Genomic DNA, 17971 nt, shown 5'->3' with positions numbered 1-17971 from the left:
TGATAAGTCTATTCGCCACGCGGAAAACGAGCGTTTTCCTCGACGACATTCAGATTCATGTGATTGCGCATGTAGCGTTCCGATGCCTTCTGCAGCGGCTGGTAATCCCACGGGTAATACCCACCCTGCCGCAGCGCCTCGTACACCACCCAGCGGCGGGCCTGGCTGGCGCGGACATCCGCGTCGAACTGATCCAGATCCCAACGGGCCTCGGACTTGGCGCGCAGCGTTTCCAGCGTTCCGGCATGCGACGGGTCTTCGGCCAGGTTGGCCTGTTCGTGCGGGTCGGCCTCAAGATCGAACAACTGATCCGGGTCCAGCGCGCAGCGGTTGTATTTCCACTTGCCATAGCGCAGCGAAACCAGCGGGGCATAAGATGCCTCGGCCGCATATTCCATTGCTACGGGCGCGGTGCGTTCAACGCCCTTGGCCAGCGGCACGAGGTCTTCCCCATCGGTCCAAGGTTCGATCTCGACCATGTCGACACCTGCCAACGCACCCAATGTCGGCGTAACGTCGATTGTCGAAACTGGCGTGCCGATCCGGCCGGCAGGCAAGTCAGGGGCCGAAATCATCAGCGGAACACGGGACGAGCCCTCGAAGAAGGTCATCTTGAACCACAATCCACGCTCACCCAGCATATCGCCGTGATCCGAGACAAAGAGGATGATCGCCTCTTGCCGTGTACTTTCCAGCACTTCAAGAATCTCGCCTATCTTGTCGTCCAGATACGAAATATTGGCAAAATAGGCGCGGCGGGATTTGCGGATATCTTCTTCGGTGATGTCGAAGCTGCGCCAGTCATTGGCGTCAAAAATCCGTTTGGAGTGCGGGTCTTGGTTGTCATAGCCAAGGTCCGCGACCTCGGGCAGCAGATGTTCGCAATCCTCGTACAGGTCCCAATACTTGCGGCGCGCCACATAGGGATCATGCGGATGGGTAAAGCTGACGGTTACGCACCAGGGGCGGTCATCCTTACCGCGCGCCAGATCATACAGCTTGGTTTTGGCGTTATAGGCGACCTCGTCGTCGTATTCCATCTGGTTGGAAATTTCGGCCACGCCTGCGCCCGTCACCGAGCCCATGTTGTGATACCACCAATCAATCCGTTCACCCGGTTTGCGGTAGTCGGGCGTCCAGCCGAAATCGGCCGGATAGATATCGGTGGTCAGGCGATCCTCGAACCCGTGCAACTGATCGGGGCCGACGAAATGCATCTTGCCGGACAGGCAAGTGTAATACCCCGCACGGCGCAGATGGTGCGCATAGGTGGGGATGTCGCTGCGGAACTCAGCGGCGTTGTCGTAGACGCCGGTCCGCGACGGCAACTGGCCGGACATAAAGCTGGCCCGCCCCGGCGCGCATAGCGGCGAGGCCGTATATGCATTGGCGAACCGTGTCGACCTTTCCGCCAATTTCTTCAGATTGGGTGCATGCAGCCAGTCTGCGGGACCATCTGGAAAGAGTGTCCCGTTGAGCTGATCCACCATCAGGATCAGAATGTTCGGTTTTGTCATTTTTCAGCCTCGAGCAGAGTGTTGAGGACACGCAATGCGTGATTAACCGCCAGTTGCGGCTTTTTCGGCGCGCTCAGCGCGGCGCGGATATACAGCCCGTCAATCAGAGCAATCATATTCTCGGCCGCTTCGACCGGGTCGCTCATCAACGGGCGCAGGGCATCAATCAGATTGGAACGGATACGCGCCTGATAGATCTGCCACAGGCGCAGCGCGTCATTGTTGGTTTGGGCCAGAACGTAAAACGTCATCCATGCGGCAATGACATCGGGCGTAAAGCACGAGGGCGCAAAACAGGCCCGGATGATGGCCTGCGCCCGCTCCTGCGGTGCGGCTGCCTTAAGCTCGCTGCGCGCCTCGGCACCGAAATCGGACAGGATGCGTTGCATCGCCGCCAGAAAAATCTGGTCTTTGCCACCGAAATAGTGATGCGCAAGGGCGCTGGACATGCCGGCCCGCTTGGCGATTTGGCTGACGGTCACATCTAGGGATTTCTTCGACCCAAGCTCGGCAATCGTCGCCCGGACGATTGCGTCACGGCGGATTGGCTCCATTCCGAGTTTCGGCATAGCTGTCCCCTCCCTATGACTGGTAGGAAAACGCTACGGTGTTTTTATTGACTCGTCAATCAATAACCATTTCCGCACGCTGAAACCTGCTAGAGTTTTGGAGCAATACTGGGCGTGGTCAGGTTGCTGCGGTTCAGAACCGCTTCACGCCAGGCGATGAAGCTGACGGCAGACAGGATCAGCGTACCCCCAGCAACAACCCAGATGTCAACACTTTCGTGAAAAACCAACGCGCCCAGCAGCGTGGCCCAGATCAATTGCAGGAAGGTCACCGGCTGCGTGACAGCCACCGGAGCCGCCTGCAAGGCCAGCGTCATGAAATAGTGCCCCGCGGTGGCAAAGCAGGCGACCAGAAACAAAACCCAGATGTCACGCAAGCTGGGCGGCTGCCAAACGGCGATGGCAAAGGGGATCAACGCCAGTGTCACCCAAATCGACAAATGCGCCACGACCACCGATGGTGGAATATCGCGCACCAGCAGTTTGGCCAGCAGGTAGGACCCTCCAAGCAGCAGAGCAGTTCCTAACATGGCCAAGTGACCGGTCGAAACCTCTCTGAACCCCGGGCGCAGGATGATCACCACACCGACCAACGCCACCATTATCGCCGCAATCCGGCGAAAGGCCAGCGGCTCACCCAAGAACAGCGCCGCACCCAACGTGACATATACCGGCGTCATATAGTTCATCGCCGTGACCTCGGCCAAGGGGATCTGGGTCATTGCATAGAACCACAGCATCACAGCAAAGGCGTGAATGATCCCACGCAGCCCGAACAGGGTCAGATGACGCTTTGTGAGATGGGTCGACAGGATCAAACGCAGGGCCGGCAACAGAAATACCAACCCCAGAGCATAGCGTATGAATGCCGCCTGGATCGGACTCATTGTTGTGCCCAGCGATTTGACCAAGGCCGTCATCACCACAAAGGACAGCCCGGCGGCAAACATCCAGAACATGCCCGCAAGGGGCCGGTATGAGGTTGCAGACGTTTTCATGCCGAAACCTGAACACTGAAACCTGCGCAGGTACAACCCTTCACATGGCAACAAGTTTCAGTGCGATCCCCAGCATGACAATACCGATGACCACATCCAGAATCTGCCAGGCACGCGGTCTTACAAAGACCGGGGACAGCACCCTGGCCCCATAACCGAGGGAAAAGAAGAACACGAAGCTGGACAGCATCGCACCGCTCGCAAAGGCCAGACGGTCATCATACTGGGCCGAGATCGATCCGATCAACACTACCGTATCCAGATAGACATGCGGGTTGAGCCAGGTAAAAGCCAGCACCGTCAGCAGCACTGACCGCAGGCTGGCGCGTTGGCCTTTGGTCACGTCCATCGCCGCCCCGCCCTGCCACGCAGATTGCAGGCTGCGCAGCCCGTACCACGTCAGAAAGATCGCCCCTCCGTATCGCATGACTGTCTCAAACCAAGGTGCCGCTTCGGCCAGCGCCCCAAACCCCGCGACACCTGCGGCTATCAGGATGGCATCCGACACTGCGCAGGTCAGACACAGGGGAAAAACGTGTTCGCGCCGCAATCCCTGACGCAACACAAAGGCGTTTTGTGCTCCGATGGCTAGGATGAGACTGAAGCCCAGTAAAAAACCGGCGAAAAGGGATGCGGACATGATGCCTCCTGTGCGTTCAGGGGCATTGACTATGTGCATTTTTGCATCCTATCAAATTAAAGATGTTGATCCTAATTAAGTTTAGCTAATGATACTCGACCCCAACCACTTGTCGGCTTTGTCGTCGATTTTGCGGCACGGCAGTTTTGAGGCCGCTGCGACGGAACTTACGGTGACGCCTTCAGCCATATCCCAGCGGATCAAGGCACTGGAAGATCGCGTGGGGGCAGCGTTGATCAATCGCGGACCGCCTTGCACCGGAACACCGGCGGGGCTGCGTATTGCCCAGCATGCTGAGGATATCGGTTTGCTCGAAGCGAAGTTGGCCCGCGAACTGACATTGGATCAAGGCACCGGCCCGGCCCGTGTCCGCGTGGCAGTGCCTGCCGACGTTCTGGCCACGTGGTTCATTGATGCCATGGCACAGGTGGATGGGTTGTTGTTTGATCTGGTGGTGGATGATCAGGATCACTCGGCCGAGTGGTTGCGGCGCGGCGAGGTCAGCGCCGCCATCACAGTAGGCGGTCAGCCGGTTTCGGGGTGCGACTCCTATGCCTTGGGCGCGCTGCGCTACATCGCGACCGCCAGCCCGGCCTATATGCAACAATGGTTTGCCGAGGGTGTAAACGAACGCTCGCTGGCCCTTGCCCCTTGCTTGACCTTCAACCGCAAGGACAGCCTTCAACGAACGTGGATCATCGAACAGATGGGGTGCCGGATTTCCCCACCCTCGCATTTTCTGCCGTCACCGCAAGGGTTTGTGGATGCGGCCATAGCTGGGTTGGGTTGGGGCATGAACCCTGTCGGGCTGGCGAAGAACGCACTAAATGATGGGCGACTACGTCCGCTGCTGCCTGACGCCCCTCTTGACGTGGGCCTGACTTGGCAGGTGGGGCGCGTTCTGTCCTCTGCGCTGGTTCCGCTGACCCGCGCGGTCAGACAAACCGCGGCAAAGGAGCTTCTTCCGTCGCAATCATGACTGTCTTGGTTGCGCGCCCTTGGCCTTTTCCGCGTTGGGAAGGACCACGCGGTAACAGGTGAGGGCAGCAAACAGACTGACCATAGTGATGAACACAATGGCCCACGCAACCTCATGCATATGGGCGACCCCCGCCAAGGCCGCCGACAGGATCACCGCCGTGATCCGGCAAATACTTTTGATCGCCGCCGCGCCTTTGACACGTTGATCCTTGGGTGCCACGTCCAAATAATACAACTGCCGTGCACCGCTTATGCCAGTTACGGCCACGGTCACAACGAACAGCGCGATAGCATGCAGATGGACTGCGTGATCAATACCCAGAAAGTGGACAGTGACCAACGTGGCACCTGTCGCGGCAACCATCAGGTTTCCGGCCACCATGACGGCGCGGTGGGATTTCATGTTCACCAGCTGCCACAGCGGTGCCGAGACCAAATATCCCGACGCGGATGAGATGATCATGGCCGTCAGTCCCTTGGCTGAGGCATGATGCGCCTCGGCCGCGATCAGGGCAAAAAATGGCACCGACAGGGAGACCACGACCAAGGGCAGCCGCATGACCAGATACCGACGGAACCAAGCCTGGTCGAACATGGCGGCAATATCGGTAAAGTTCTCTGAAAATTTCCGTTTCCGCACCCTTTGCGGTGTGTCCTTGACCTCATCCCCTCGTGCGATTTCCGAGATCGCAAGAATGGACAGGCCAGACAGAACGAAAAAGGCCACCGAAACCGCAATCACGGTGGAATGGCGGGAAAACGGTGGGTTTTCCTTGGTGATCTCATGCACCAGCAGCGCCAATCCGATGGCTCCCAACCCGCCTATACCTAATTGAAGATAGTGCATGATCATCCGCGATTTGGATTGCACTTGATCCCCTATCAGATCCGTTAACATCAACGATTGAATTTCTTCAATCAGGCCGATCACGAAGAACGCTGCGACAAAGGCCAGTGCAATTGCAGGAACAAACCCGGTCGCGGCCACCAAAACAGCCATGACAAGACAGGCGCCTATACAAACCTCAGTAAGGGCAATCCCGCGTTTCTTCTGCTGTCGCGCCGAAATCGGCTGTGCCAGAAAGATATCCGAAATCATGCTGCCGACCATCCGAATGGACACCAATGCGCCTGCGATGAACATGGGCAATTCAAAAGAAACGGCCAGAAACGGCAGGACGATTGAAGGGCTGCCAAGCGTCCACGCGACCTGAGACAGGATGCTCTGACCGGTCAGAACAGGAATGTTGCGTTTGGGTTGGCTGGGTGGGCTGTCCGTCATTCGCTCAATCAGATTATGTGCCGTTTGGGCACAGATATTCTGGTCAAGCCTATCGGGTTCTGTCCAACCGGCCAAGAACCCGCAATGCAAAAAACCCGACCAGAGGCCGGGTTTTCCAACAGAAATTCAAAACGCTTAAAGCTGCGCCATGACCTCGTCTGTGGCCTCGAAGTTCGTGGTCACGCGCTGTACGTCATCGTCATCTTCCAGCGCATCGACCAGCTTCATCAGCTTTTGCATGTCTTCCAGCCCTAGCTCGGTTGTGGTGGTGGGTTTCCAGATCAGCTTGGTAGATTCGGATTCGCCCAGCGCGCCCTCCAGTGCGTTCGACACATCATTCAGGTCGGTGTCAGCACACCAGATGATGTGACCGTCTTCCGAGCTTTCGACGTCTTCGGCGCCGGCATCGATGGCGGCCTCAAAAACGGTGTCCGCATCGCCTGCAGTGGCCGGATACACCACCTCGCCCTTGCGGTCGAACATGAACCCTACCGAGCCGGTTTCACCCAGATTGCCGCCATTCTTGGAAAAGGTTGAACGCACGGTCGAGGCGGTGCGATTGCGGTTGTCAGTCATCGTCTCGACGATCACAGCCACACCGTTCGGGCCGTAACCCTCATACCGGATTTCTTCGTAATCGTCGCCTTCACCCGCAACTGACTTTTTGATCGCCCGGTCGATCACGTCCTTGGGGACCGAATTCGACTTGGCCTCTTTAACTGCCAAACGCAGGCGCGGGTTCTTTTCGGGATCGGGGTCGCCCATCTTGGCGGCGACGGTGATTTCTTTCGACAGTTTGGAAAACAGCTTGGACCGCGCGGCGTCCTGACGTCCCTTGCGGTGCTGGATGTTGGCCCATTTGGAGTGGCCTGCCATGGTGCGTCCTCGTGATAGTGATTGCGTATTCGGCGCTCATATAGACGTTTGCAGGGCATGGGATCAAGAGAGCGGCTTGCGAGACGCCCCCTTGCGGGTATGGTGGCGGGATGACGACAGATCAGATTATTCTTTTCACCCTTTTTGCCACTGTATTCGGAATGCTTCTTTGGGGGCGGTTTCGCTATGATCTTGTGGCGTTTTCTGCGCTGTTAATCGGGGTCGTTCTTGGCGTCGTGCCGGTGGACAACGCCTTTGCCGGGTTTGGACATCCGGCAACCATTATTGTGGCGTTAGTTCTGGTTGTCTCAGCAGGGCTGGTTCGGTCGGGGGCGGTGTTTCTGATCACGCGCACGCTGGTTGATGCCTCGCGCGGGCTTGGCGCGCATATCGCACTGATGGGCGGGATCGGAGCTGTTCTGTCGGCTTTTATGAACAACGTGGCCGCACTGGCCTTGTTGATGCCGGTCGACATTCAAACCGCGCGCAAGGCGGGGCGGTCGGTAGGCCTGACCCTGATGCCGCTGAGCTTTGCCACCATTCTGGGCGGTATGGCCACCCTAATCGGGACGCCGCCTAATATCATTATCGCCTCAATCCGTGCCGAAACCTTGGGCGAGCCGTTCCGGATGTTCGATTTCGCCCCTGTCGGCGGGTTAGCGGCCATTGCCGGGCTGGCCTTTGTGTCTTTGATCGGATGGCGTCTGATCCCGAACCGCGGCCCGCAAGAGGAAACGTCCGAGGCGCTGGCGGAATACATCGCCGAACTGACCATCCCTCCGGAATCAGCGCATATCGGCAAGCGGGTCAGCGAATTGTATGAGGCCGCCGAGAAATCCGACGTCGCCATCATCGGTTTGATCCGCGATGGCAAGCGGCGCTATGGACGATCGGCCCATGCTACCTTGAAACCGGGCGACGCGCTGGTGCTTGAGGCGCGGCCCGAGGCACTGGATGAATTCCGTGCAGCGCTGAATCTCGATTTTTCGGACACGCGGAGGCAGGAGTTGCTGACGGCCGAGGGCGACGGGCTGGAAGTGATCGAGGTTGTTGCCACCGAAAGCGCCCGCATCACCGGACGCACCGCGCAAGGGTTAGGGCTTGCCTGGCGGCAAAGCACTGTGCTGATGGGCATCTCGCGCCAGGGTCGCCGTATCACCGAACAGGTCCGCAAGACCGAAGTCGAGGCAGGCGATATTCTGCTGCTGCTCTGCCCTCGTGACCGCAGTGCCGACGTGACCGAATGGCTGGGCTGCCTGCCGCTGGCCACGCGTGGCCTGAACGTCACCGCTAATGACAAGGCCTGGCTGGCCATCGGGCTGTTTGTCGCTGCGGTATTGGCCGCAAGTGTCGGGCTGATCTACCTACCGATTGCTCTGGGGTTTGTCGTAGTCGCCTATGTGCTGACCAAAATCTTGCCGATTGCCGACCTCTATAACCATATAGAATGGCCGGTCGTTGTGCTGCTGGGATCGATGATCCCGCTGGGCAGTGCTCTGGAGACATCAGGCGGCACCGAATTGATCGCCAATGCGCTAGTGCAACTGACGGATGGCCTGCCCGCATGGGCGATCCTGACGGTATTGATGGTTGTTACAATGACCCTGTCGGATGTGCTGAACAACACCGCCACAGCCATCGTCGCCGCCCCCGTTGGCATCCAAATGGCTCGCACGCTTGAAGTCTCTCCCGATCCGTTTCTGATGACGGTTGCCGTGGCAGCCTCGGCCGCGTTCCTTACTCCGATCGGGCACAAGAACAACACGCTGGTGCTGGGGCCTGGCGGATATCGGTTCGGGGACTACTGGCGCATGGGGCTGCCGCTGGAAATCCTCATCGTTGCAGTTTCCGTTCCTGCCATCCTTGTCTTCTGGCCGCTTTGATGGGTAAGGGCTCTGCATGAAACGATTTCTGATCCTGCAACTGCGTCCCGAGACCGAAGCTTCGGACGCCGAATACGCCTCGATTCTGGACAAGACCGGTCTGTCGACGAACCAGACCCATCGTATCCGTCTGGATTGTCAGGACCTGCCCGCGGGTCTGGATGTGACAGATTATGCCGGTGTTATCGTAGGTGGAGGCCCCGGCTGTGTCAGTGATGATCCGGCGACGAAATCCGAGATGGATGCAGGTATCGAAGCGGCCATCATGGGTTTGATGCCGCAGATCACCGCGAATGATCACCCTTTTATGGGCTGCTGCTACGGATTGGGCATTCTCGCGGCGCATCTGGGCGGCGATGTCAGCAAGAAACAGTTCGGAGAACCCGTCGGCCCCTCGACCTGCCAACTGACAGATGAAGGTGCGCTTGACCCGCTGACCGCCGGACTGGGCGACAGTTTCGAGGCTTTCGTCGGCCACAAAGAGGCTGTGCAATCCCTGCCCGACGGATGTGTCCACTTGCTGGCCTCGGACCCCTGTCCGTTTCAGATGATCCGCTGGGGTCAAAATGTGTATGCTACGCAGTTCCACCCCGAGGCCAACGCGCAAGATTTCGAACAGCGCATCAATATCTACAAGGATTTTGGCTATTTCCCGCCCGAAGACGCCCAGCGCCTGATCGATATCTGTCACGCCGCCGAGGTCACCAAGCCCGGCGAAATCCTGCGCCGTTTCGCCCAACGCTACATGTGACCTAACGGCGCGGTTGCCTGCGCCTTGAACACTCGCTTAGGCTGATCCGAACGGCTGAGGGAGGAGTTGTTCTTGGATTTGCTAATAAATGTCGGGCTGCCGTTGTCGTTGGCCATTATCATGCTGTCCCTTGGTGTTGGGCTTCAGGTATCTGACTTCCAACGGGTGCTGCGCCGGGGTTATCCTTTTACCATAGGCGCGCTAAGCCAAGTTGTTTTGCTGCCCGTCGCAGCCTTCATCATAGTCAAACTCTTCGCTTTGCCGCCCGAGATCGCGGTGGGGTTCATGCTGCTTAGCTTTTGCCCCGGAGGGGTCACCAGCAACATCCTGTCCAAACTGGCCAAGGCCGATGTCGCGCTGTCGGTTAGCCTGACTGCCGTGATCAGCCTGTTGTCCATGATTACCGTTCCCGTTTTGGCGGCTTGGACCATCGCTCACTTCATGGGCGAAGACGCGCCCGACGTGTCGATCACCGGGCTGGCAATTGCAATGTTCTTGATCACCACACTGCCCGTCGCCATCGGCGTCAGCCTGCGCCATTTCGCAGCCGGATTTGCCGAACGGATCGACGCACCGCTGTCCAAGACGGCCACCGTTCTTTTCGTTCTGATCGTGATCGCCGCGCTTGCCGGGAACTGGCAGTTGTTCGTCGACAACCTTGGGATCATGGGCGCGAGTCTGATCACGCTGAACGTTGCGCTGTTGGCGATTGGATTGGGAATTGCCCGTGCCGCAAAGCTGTCGTGGACGGAAAGCAAAACGGTCTCAATTGAAACCGGCATTCAGAATTCGACGCTGGGGATCACGTTGGCGGCGCTGATCACCGGGACAGACAGCGGGTTCAGCCCGCTGGCTCTGCCCTCGGCCGTCTACGGGATCATGATGTATGTCGTGGCCCTGCCCTACATCGCCTGGCTCCGCAGCCGCTGAAAGGACAAGACATGACCAACACTACTGCTGACGCCATTGTCGTGGGCACTGGACTGGCCGGGCTGGCCGCTGCGGCTGAGTTGGGGGATCGTGGCAAGAAGGTGATCGTGCTGGATCAGGAGCCTGAGCATTTTCTGGGCGGGCAAGCGCATTGGAGTTTGGGCGGTCTTTTCATGGTCGACACGCCAGAACAGCGCCGGATGGGCATCAAAGACAGTCAGGACCTTGCGCTGCGCGACTGGATGGGCAGCGCGCAGTTTGACCGCGAAGAAGACGCATGGCCCCGCAAATGGGCCGAGGCCTATGTGGAATTTGCCGCAGGTGAAATGCGTCCGTGGCTGTATGAGATGGGCCTGCGCTGGTTTCCTATCGTTGGCTGGGCTGAACGCGGTGGGTCCTATGCGGATGGTCATGGAAATTCAGTGCCGCGGTTTCACATCACATGGGGCACCGGACCGGGCGTTCTGAAGAACTTTGTCCGCCGCGTGCGCGAACATGTCAGCGCCGGTCTGATCGAGTTGAAATTCCGCCATCAGGTCAGCCACATCATTATGCAGAACGGGCGCGCCAAAGGGGTCTCGGGCGAGGTTCTAGCCGATGACACGGCACCCCACGGTGCCAAAACCAACCGCGATGAAGTGGGTGAGTTCGAGATCTATGCGCCCTCGGTCATCGTTACCTCGGGTGGGATCGGCGGCAATTTTGAGATGGTGCGCAAAAGCTGGCCCCGCGATCGGCTGGGTGAGCCGCCCAAAGATATGGTGGCGGGCGTTCCGTTTCACGTGGATGGTCGTATGATTCCCATAAGCGAAAAGGCCGGCGGGCACGTCATCAACGGCGACCGGATGTGGCACTATACTGAGGGTGTGCGGAACTGGAATCCGATCTGGCCCGCGCATGGCATCCGTATCCTGCCCGGCCCCAGCTCATTGTGGTTTGACGCGCGTGGCAATCGGTTGAAACCGCCCTTCATGCCGGGGTTCGACACGCTGGGCACGCTGCAGGAGATCCTTAAAACAGGATATGAATACAGCTGGTTTGTGCTGACCCAAAAGGTGATCAAAAAGGAATTCGCCCTGTCCGGGTCTGAGCAGAACCCAGACATGACTGATGGCGGCTGGCGCGAGGTGCTGTTCCAGCGCGTCCTGACCGGCTCAAAAGCCACCGCGCCTGTCGAGGCCTTTAAGGAACATGGTGAGGATTTCATTGTCGCCAACACTCTGACCGAACTGGTCAGCGGTATGAACCAAATGGGCGGTGGGTTGATTGACGAGGCGCATCTGCGCGCCCAGATCGAGGCGCGGGATAGCCAGGTCGACAACCCCTTTACCAAGGACGCGCAGATGGCCGCCATTCTGGCCGCGCGCAATTATCGCGGCGACAAGCTGATCCGCACCGCCAAGCCGCACAAGTTTCTTGATCCCGCAAACGGCCCGCTGATCGCCGTGAAACTGCACGTGCTGACACGCAAAACGCTGGGTGGATTGCAGACCAATCTCGACAGCCAGATGATCGGCGCGGATGGTCAGGTTGTGCCCGGCCTGTTTGCCGCAGGCGAAGTCGCCGGGTTTGGCGGCGGCGGTTATCACGGCTACAACGCGCTGGAAGGCTCGTTTCTGGGCGGCTGCATATTTTCGGGCCGCAATGCCGGGCGATCAAGGGCCGTCGCCTGACGGCCCCGCCTACCGGGTGCGCACGAATTTGATAACCGGTTCGCCTGCGGCATCCAGAAAGGCCAGCGCATCGCCTTCAACCGCGTAAGTGGTGACGCTTTGCAAGGCTTGAAAGAATTGCCGCTCAACCTCTTCCAAGGCCGGAGGACACGCCATCAGCGTGGCAGCCATATTGTCAGGGAATGTGATAGTCGCACCGGAAATGTCGGCCTGCCCGTTGAATCGGTTGCAGCCACCGCTGCCTGAAAAGGCACCATCTTGGGCAAAGTTAATCTCTGGGCGGCGCTCTGCTTCAATCGGTGCACCGTTCAGGGCGGCGGCCGTCCACTGCGTGTTGTCCAGCATGTTTCCCCCCTGCACTTGCACCAGCATAAGGTCTGCGGAATTTCCTGCCCCATCGGTCAGAACCGGATAGGCCGTATCGGTGGTGAACAGCAGGTCTTGCCCCTGGCTGATCGAGGCCCGCACCACATAGCGGTGCCCGTCCTTGATCAGCGCGTCATCGAATGTCAGCTCGAACTGCGCGGGAACGCTGTCCATTGCATAGCGTTTTGCAGCAAGGGACACTGCCGGTGCATCGGCCAGAGAGACATCCTGAAGCTCGACATATAGCGTCGCATCGGGCGGCACGGCAATCCGCTCGCGATAGGCAGCGGTTCCCGTTACGGTTCCAGCATGGCTTTGGCTGCCCAAAATAGTTAGGACAAGAGCGCAGACAACGATGGCCTGGCCGAGCTTTGGAAATGGCATGACACAATCCTTTCACTTCCACTTTGGTGAAAAGATCGTGGCCAGATCAGTATTTACAAGACCTAGTGATCCAAATCGGCGATTCCACGCCTGATTTACAGGGGCCAGATCAGCGGGATCAACAACGACGCCAGCAGCCCAACAGTCAGGTTCAGCGGAATGCCGACCTTCATGAAATCGACAAACCTGTACCCGCCCGGACCATAAACCATCATGTTGGTCTGATACCCGATCGGCGTCGCGAACGAGGCTGAGGCCGCCACCATCACCGCCACCACCAGCGGGCGCGGGTCAATCCCGACCGCCTGAGCCAACCCGATGGCAATCGGTGTCACCACCACGGCCACCGCGTTGTTTGATACCAGTTCAGTCAGCACCGAGGTCAGCAGGTATACGGCCCAGATGATCAGGAAGGGCGGCAATGAGCTGAGGCCCGGAGCAATCGCCTCGACAATCAGCGATACAGCACCGGATTTATCCAGCGCGGCCCCTATGGCCAGCATCGAGAAGATCAACGCCAGCAAGCGGCCCTCGACAAAAGAAAATGCTTCATCCGCGTCGATGCAGCGCGTGATCAGGACCACCGCAACTGCCAGAACCGACAGCAACAGGATCGGTGCGACACCCAACGCGGCCAAGGCGACGATACCGACCAGCGCGCCAATCGCAATGGGGGCATGGCTTCGCCGGAACGCACGTGCCGACGGTTGCGAAACGTCGACCATGTCCATGTCGGCGGCGAGTTTCTGAATGTCAGCGGGCGATCCTTCCAGCAGCAGCGTGTCGCCGACCCGCACCACAAGATCATCCAGTTGACGCCCGATATTCTGGTTCCGTCGGTGTACAGCCAGCACATAGACACCATACCGACGCCGCAAACGCAGCGTACCCAGCGTCCGACCCACCATGCGGCAACCTGGGGTGATCAGAACCTCGACCGTCTTGGTCTCAACGGCCGAGACCTGATCGACGCGCTTTAGTTCCTTGTTGCTTTGCAAGCTCAGCAATTCGGTCATTTCAGTTCGCAGAACGACACGGTCGCCAAGTTTCAGCTCAACACCTTTCAGATTACGCCGCAGCGACTCATCCCCGCGGATTACGTCGATCAGCCGCACACCGGGGCGCTTGAACAGCTGAACCCCTGTGACCTCTCGACCGATAAGGTTGCTTTCAGGCGGAATGACGGCTTCGGTAAAGAACTTCATCTTGGACCGGTCGGACAGCAAGGTTGCCATGCTGTCCCGATCCGGCAGCAGGCGCGGCGCGATAAAGCGCAGGTAGACCATACCGTAGATCACCAGAGCGATGCCCAACGGGGTCACCTCGAAAATGGTGAAGGCGGGCATCCCCTGCGCACGGGCCACACCATCCACCAACAGGTTGGTCGAGGTTCCGATCAACGTCAGCGTGCCGCCTAAAATCGCTGCATAACTCAACGGGATCAGCAATTTCGAGGCCGGAACATTCAGCGTGCGCGCGATCTGCACAAATACCGGGATCATCACGACAACCACCGGCGTATTCGACACCACGGCCGACGCCAGCACAACAAACGCCATCAGCAACCCGATGGCGAAACGCGGGTTTACCTGTGCCTGCTTTTGCGCGGTCGAGGTAAATGCGTCCAGCGCGCCAGTGCGCACCAGAGCCCCCATGATGATGAACATCGCCGCAATCGTCCACGGCGCCGGGTTGGAAAGAACCGCCAGCGCGCTTTGATACGGCAAGATACCCGTCACCAGCATGATGGCGACACCGCCGATGGCAACGACTTCGGTCGGGTAGACCTCACGCAGGAACATGACGAACATGCCCGCGACGACCAAAAGCGCCAGTATTGCGCTGCCTGTTTCTGTCAGTTGAAGGAGTTGCATTCTTGGTATTCTGTCCGAACCCTAGCCTGGCTTACGCGCCCGGCAGCCAGTTTCACGCATTGCGCGCGGCAGAGCAAGCCTGACATCGCCTTATTGCGGCCCGGCCTGCTGCAAACGCCCACCGACGCGCACCATTTGCACAGATTTTGCCCGCCCGTCGCGGTCATCGGTTTCAACGAACACACCGCTCAGCGTTGCTTCGCCATTGGCCGGGGTAAACCGCGCCTTTGGCATGCCGGTGATAAAGCGGCGCATCGGCTCGACCTTGTCCATCCCGATCACTGAGTCATAGTCGCCACACATCCCCGCATCGGTCAGATACGCCGTGCCACCCGGCAGGATCTGTGCATCCGCAGTTGGAACATGCGTATGAGTGCCGACCACTAGGCTTGCACGTTTGTCACAATAATGGCCCATCGCCATCTTCTCAGACGTGGCCTCGCAATGCATATCGACGATGATCGCCTGGGCCTGCCCGCCACGCGGGTGGGACTTCAGAATGGGCTCAACCGCCGAGAACGGATCGTCAAAGGGCCGTTTCATAAAGACCTGCCCCAGAACCTGCACCACCAGAACCTTGCGCCCGCCCGGCGCGGTGTACAACCGATGCCCCCGCCCCGGCGCACCCTTCGCAAAATTCACCGGGCGCACGATACGCGGTTCGCTCTCGATGAATTGCAGCATATCTTTCTGATCGAACGCGTGATCGCCCAGCGTTAGACAGTCCGCGCCCGCGTCCAGTAGTAGCTTGGCATGATCGCCGGTCAGACCCATCCCGTTCGAGGCATTCTCGCCATTGACCACAACGAAATCCAGCCGCCATTCGTCGCGCAAACGCGGCAAATGTTGCTGAATGGCCATGCGTCCCGCACGGCCCATGACGTCACCCAGAAAAAGTATCCTCATCCAACCTGTCCTAAGTGTGGTAATGACCAAGCACAAGTGATTAAGCTGCCTGCATAATCTGCCAAAGCCTTTAAAGCAGGAGAATCTTGATGACTCGCATCCTTTTGGCCGTTGCTGGCCTATTCGCACTTGCCGCCTGCGACGAAACCCCAGCAACCGATTCCACCACGCAACTGGCGAACCCCGCGGCGACCTATTGCATCGACAGCGGCGCACAGTACGAGATACGCGACGGTGACAACGGCCAAACCGGCGTTTGCATTCTGCCGGATGGGCGCGAGGTGGATGCCTGGGAGTTCTTCCGTGAGAACCACCCGAGCTAAGGCGATCAGCCCGAGAACGTCAGAACCCGGCTTTCGGTAATCACCATATCCAGCGGTTGATCCGTGGGCTCTAACGGCAGCTCTTTGGCCTCTTGCGCGTCAAAGGCAAAGCCAATGGCCAGTGTCGGGCGCTTGGCACGCAGACCCTGCAACGTGCGGTCGTAAAAACCGCCGCCATAGCCCAGCCGCCCGCCCAGCGCATCGAAAGCAACCAATGGGACAATCAGAATTTCGGGGTCGAAGTAATCGTCGACCTCGGGCACCTTGGCCCCAAACGGGCCGTCCTTCAGCGTGCCTTCAGGCGTCCAGCGCGAAAACTTTAGTGGCTGACCGGCAGCCTGAATGACCGGCACACCAACCGGACCATAGGCCGATGCTTCTGCCATCGCCGCCACTGGATCAATCTCGGTACGGATCGGCATATAACCGGACAGAGGCACGCCACGGTGTCCGGCCAGAACCTCGGACAAGCGCCCCGCAGCACCGGGCAGGCGGGTGTCAAAAGCAACCTTGCGGCGTGCAAAAGCCGCCTTGCGCGCAGCGGCTTTGATTTCGGTCAGATCGGTCACAGTAGCACCACGCTGGCAAGCCCAAGGAACAGGAAGAACCCCATGACATCCGTTGTGGTCGTCACGAAGGTGCCGGAGGCAAGCGCCGGGTCAGCGCCCAATCGGTCCAGCACCACAGGTACTACCGTACCGATGAACCCAGCGATGATCATATTCACGACCAAGGCAGCGCCGATCACGACACCCAGCATCGCAGAATCGAACCACATCATCCCTACGGTTCCCAAAACGATGGCGAAACACAGGCCGTTCAACATCCCCACCAGCAGTTCCCGCCGGATCACGCGCAATACGTTCGACCCCGTAAGGTCGCGCGTCGCCAAAGCCCGCACCGCAACTGTCAGCGATTGAGTGCCCGCATTGCCGCCCATCGACGCCACGATCGGCATCAGAATGGCCAGCGCCACCAACTGATCAATCGCCGCCTCGAACTGGGAAATCACCAGCGAGGCGCAAATCGCCGTACACAGGTTCACCGCCAGCCAAGGCAGACGCCGCTTACTGGTCGCGGCAACGCTGTCGGACAGCGAACTTTCGTTGCTGACACCCGCAAGGTGCAGCATGTCCTCTTCGTATTCCTCATCCAGAACAACCATCGCGTCGTCGATGGTGATCACACCGACCAGTCGCCCGTCTGCATCGACCACGGGCGACGAGATCAGGTGATACTGGTTGAACGCATATGCCACGTCCTCTTCGTCCTGATCGACAGGAATAGTGTGGAACTCTTCTTCGGCGATGTCGTGCAGCGGCACCTCACGCCGAGCGGCCATCAGCTTGCCCAGCATGACCTGCGCTACCGGCTTCAACCGGGGATCGACCAAAACAACGTGATAGAACTGTTCCGGCAGGTCGTCATTGGCCCGCATGAAGTCGATGGCCTGCCCAACGGTCCAATGTTCGGGGGCCATGACAACCTCGCGCTGCATAAGGCGGCCGGCCGAGTTTTCGGGGTAGGATAGCGCCTGCTCAGCCGCGATCCGTTCGGAATCCTCCAGCGCGTCAAGGATGGCCTCTTGCTGCGGTTCTTCGAGGTCTTCCAGAAGGTCGACAACATCGTCGCTTTCCATGTCCCGTACAGCGTCGGCCAGAACGTCCGGGCGCAGAACCTCGATAACCTCTTCACGAACGGCCTCATCCAGTTCCGACAAGATATCGCCGTCGAATTCCTTGTCGTACAGACGGATCAGTTGGGCGCGTTCCTGAGGGCTGATCTGTTCCAGAAGGTCGGCGATGTCCGCAGCGTGCAGCGGATCCATCAGCTCGATCAGTTTGTCGCGATCATCCACTTCGACCGCGTACAGGATATCCGCCACAGTCTTGCGATCCAGCGCATAGACGTCTTCGTCACTTGTGGACTCGGTTACGGGTTCATCAAAGCCTGTTGTCATGTCTGCCCCCGTTTCGCGCGCTCATTGCCCCCTAATTAGAAGAAGCAGCTACCGGAAA

At 58.9% G+C, this 17971-nt stretch carries 17 protein-coding genes; 6 read left to right on the top strand and 11 right to left on the bottom strand.

What is annotated here, in order from left to right; genetic code table 11:
- Nucleotides 1-8: 8 nt before the first annotated feature.
- The 4 genes from betC to ACR0B0_RS01115 form a co-directional block, all read right to left on the bottom strand.
- A complete protein-coding gene (gene betC, locus ACR0B0_RS01130; protein ID WP_480646088.1) occupies nt 9-1517 on the bottom strand; it encodes a choline-sulfatase in 1509 nt (502 codons plus the stop codon).
- On the bottom strand, nt 1514-2086 hold the full coding sequence (gene betI, locus ACR0B0_RS01125) for a choline-binding transcriptional repressor BetI (RefSeq protein WP_425081042.1): 573 nt from the start codon (nt 2084-2086) through the stop codon (nt 1514-1516). Before betI ends, betC begins: the two co-directional genes overlap by 4 nt.
- Nucleotides 2087-2175: 89 nt before the next feature.
- The gene (locus ACR0B0_RS01120) at nt 2176-3084 is read right to left on the bottom strand and encodes a DMT family transporter (RefSeq protein WP_170347972.1); all 909 of its coding nucleotides are present in this window, start codon (nt 3082-3084) and stop codon (nt 2176-2178) included.
- 40 nt (nt 3085-3124) lie between these two features.
- Nucleotides 3125-3724 (bottom strand): LysE/ArgO family amino acid transporter, encoded by a 600-nt coding sequence (locus ACR0B0_RS01115; protein WP_170347971.1) that lies wholly within the window; start codon nt 3722-3724, stop codon nt 3125-3127.
- Nucleotides 3725-3812: 88 nt separating this feature from the next.
- Between ACR0B0_RS01115 and ACR0B0_RS01110 the strand changes: the two genes are divergently transcribed.
- Nucleotides 3813-4703, top strand: coding sequence for a LysR family transcriptional regulator ArgP (locus ACR0B0_RS01110; RefSeq protein WP_480646086.1), 891 nt, complete (start codon nt 3813-3815; stop codon nt 4701-4703).
- On the opposite strand, the gene ACR0B0_RS01105 is transcribed toward ACR0B0_RS01110, so the two are convergent.
- Nucleotides 4698-5987 (bottom strand): permease, encoded by a 1290-nt coding sequence (locus ACR0B0_RS01105; protein ID WP_170548015.1) that lies wholly within the window; start codon nt 5985-5987, stop codon nt 4698-4700. The genes ACR0B0_RS01110 and ACR0B0_RS01105 overlap by 6 nt on opposite strands.
- Nucleotides 5988-6122: 135 nt before the next feature.
- On the bottom strand, nt 6123-6863 hold the full coding sequence (locus ACR0B0_RS01100) for a YebC/PmpR family DNA-binding transcriptional regulator (RefSeq protein ID WP_170347968.1): 741 nt from the start codon (nt 6861-6863) through the stop codon (nt 6123-6125).
- Between the two features lie 110 nt (nt 6864-6973).
- Between ACR0B0_RS01100 and ACR0B0_RS01095 the strand changes: the two genes are divergently transcribed.
- The 4 genes from ACR0B0_RS01095 to ACR0B0_RS01080 all read left to right on the top strand — a co-directional run bounded on the left by ACR0B0_RS01095 (nt 6974) and on the right by ACR0B0_RS01080 (nt 12100).
- Entirely contained in the window at nt 6974-8746 is a 1773-nt protein-coding gene (locus ACR0B0_RS01095) for an SLC13 family permease (RefSeq protein ID WP_170347967.1), read from the top strand.
- Between the two features lie 16 nt (nt 8747-8762).
- Complete coding sequence (locus tag ACR0B0_RS01090) at nt 8763-9497, top strand: glutamine amidotransferase (RefSeq protein WP_170347966.1); 735 nt, start codon at nt 8763-8765, stop codon at nt 9495-9497.
- 72 nt (nt 9498-9569) lie between these two features.
- Nucleotides 9570-10427 (top strand): bile acid:sodium symporter family protein, encoded by an 858-nt coding sequence (locus ACR0B0_RS01085; RefSeq protein WP_170347965.1) that lies wholly within the window; start codon nt 9570-9572, stop codon nt 10425-10427.
- A gap of 11 nt (nt 10428-10438) precedes the next feature.
- Nucleotides 10439-12100: an FAD-binding dehydrogenase gene (locus tag ACR0B0_RS01080; RefSeq protein ID WP_170347964.1), complete on the top strand. Its 1662-nt coding sequence runs from the start codon at nt 10439-10441 to the stop codon at nt 12098-12100.
- 9 nt (nt 12101-12109) lie between these two features.
- Here ACR0B0_RS01080 and ACR0B0_RS01075 read toward each other — a convergent pair whose 3' ends face one another.
- From ACR0B0_RS01075 to ACR0B0_RS01065, 3 genes are all read right to left on the bottom strand, one after another.
- Nucleotides 12110-12850 carry a YbaY family lipoprotein gene (locus ACR0B0_RS01075; protein ID WP_170347963.1) on the bottom strand — a complete coding sequence of 247 codons (741 nt, stop codon included), beginning with the start codon at nt 12848-12850 and terminating at the stop codon, nt 12110-12112.
- A 95-nt stretch (nt 12851-12945) separates the two neighbouring features.
- Complete coding sequence (locus ACR0B0_RS01070; protein WP_480646083.1) at nt 12946-14724, bottom strand: SLC13 family permease; 1779 nt, start codon at nt 14722-14724, stop codon at nt 12946-12948.
- A 90-nt stretch (nt 14725-14814) separates the two neighbouring features.
- On the bottom strand, nt 14815-15630 hold the full coding sequence (locus tag ACR0B0_RS01065) for a TIGR00282 family metallophosphoesterase (protein WP_170347961.1): 816 nt from the start codon (nt 15628-15630) through the stop codon (nt 14815-14817).
- Nucleotides 15631-15719: 89 nt separating this feature from the next.
- Here ACR0B0_RS01065 and ACR0B0_RS01060 point away from each other — a divergent pair, with 89 nt between their 5' ends.
- Nucleotides 15720-15953 carry a putative hemolysin gene (locus ACR0B0_RS01060; RefSeq protein WP_170347960.1) on the top strand — a complete coding sequence of 78 codons (234 nt, stop codon included), beginning with the start codon at nt 15720-15722 and terminating at the stop codon, nt 15951-15953.
- Between the two features lie 5 nt (nt 15954-15958).
- Here ACR0B0_RS01060 and ACR0B0_RS01055 read toward each other — a convergent pair whose 3' ends face one another.
- Nucleotides 15959-16522, bottom strand: coding sequence for a 5-formyltetrahydrofolate cyclo-ligase (locus ACR0B0_RS01055; RefSeq protein WP_170347959.1), 564 nt, complete (start codon nt 16520-16522; stop codon nt 15959-15961).
- Nucleotides 16519-17913, bottom strand: a complete 1395-nt coding sequence (gene mgtE / locus ACR0B0_RS01050) for a magnesium transporter (protein WP_170347958.1) — start codon at nt 17911-17913, stop codon at nt 16519-16521. The genes ACR0B0_RS01055 and mgtE overlap by 4 nt, the downstream gene beginning before the upstream one ends.
- Nucleotides 17914-17971 lie beyond the last annotated feature (58 nt).

This window comes from Ruegeria sp. BA12, assembly GCF_056539625.1.
The sequence above is the reverse complement of the archived record's forward strand: the minus strand, read 5'-3'. Positions and strand labels throughout refer to the sequence as shown.

Bases quoted from the DNA above. Each gene is read 5' to 3' on its own strand.
- ACR0B0_RS01060 (WP_170347960.1), top strand. From the start codon at position 15,720: ATGACTCGCATCCTTTTGGCCGTTGCTGGCCTATTCGCACTTGCCGCC.
- betC (WP_480646088.1), bottom strand. From the start codon at position 1,517: ATGACAAAACCGAACATTCTGATCCTGATGGTGGATCAGCTCAACGGG.
- ACR0B0_RS01110 (WP_480646086.1), top strand. From the start codon at position 3,813: ATGATACTCGACCCCAACCACTTGTCGGCTTTGTCGTCGATTTTGCGG.
- ACR0B0_RS01095 (WP_170347967.1), top strand. From the start codon at position 6,974: ATGACGACAGATCAGATTATTCTTTTCACCCTTTTTGCCACTGTATTC.
- ACR0B0_RS01090 (WP_170347966.1), top strand. From the start codon at position 8,763: ATGAAACGATTTCTGATCCTGCAACTGCGTCCCGAGACCGAAGCTTCG.
- ACR0B0_RS01075 (WP_170347963.1), bottom strand. From the start codon at position 12,850: ATGCCATTTCCAAAGCTCGGCCAGGCCATCGTTGTCTGCGCTCTTGTC.
- ACR0B0_RS01120 (WP_170347972.1), bottom strand. From the start codon at position 3,084: ATGAAAACGTCTGCAACCTCATACCGGCCCCTTGCGGGCATGTTCTGG.
- ACR0B0_RS01105 (WP_170548015.1), bottom strand. From the start codon at position 5,987: ATGACGGACAGCCCACCCAGCCAACCCAAACGCAACATTCCTGTTCTG.
- ACR0B0_RS01070 (WP_480646083.1), bottom strand. From the start codon at position 14,724: ATGCAACTCCTTCAACTGACAGAAACAGGCAGCGCAATACTGGCGCTT.
- betI (WP_425081042.1), bottom strand. From the start codon at position 2,086: ATGCCGAAACTCGGAATGGAGCCAATCCGCCGTGACGCAATCGTCCGG.
- ACR0B0_RS01100 (WP_170347968.1), bottom strand. From the start codon at position 6,863: ATGGCAGGCCACTCCAAATGGGCCAACATCCAGCACCGCAAGGGACGT.
- mgtE (WP_170347958.1), bottom strand. From the start codon at position 17,913: ATGACAACAGGCTTTGATGAACCCGTAACCGAGTCCACAAGTGACGAA.
- ACR0B0_RS01115 (WP_170347971.1), bottom strand. From the start codon at position 3,724: ATGTCCGCATCCCTTTTCGCCGGTTTTTTACTGGGCTTCAGTCTCATC.
- ACR0B0_RS01065 (WP_170347961.1), bottom strand. From the start codon at position 15,630: ATGAGGATACTTTTTCTGGGTGACGTCATGGGCCGTGCGGGACGCATG.
- ACR0B0_RS01080 (WP_170347964.1), top strand. From the start codon at position 10,439: ATGACCAACACTACTGCTGACGCCATTGTCGTGGGCACTGGACTGGCC.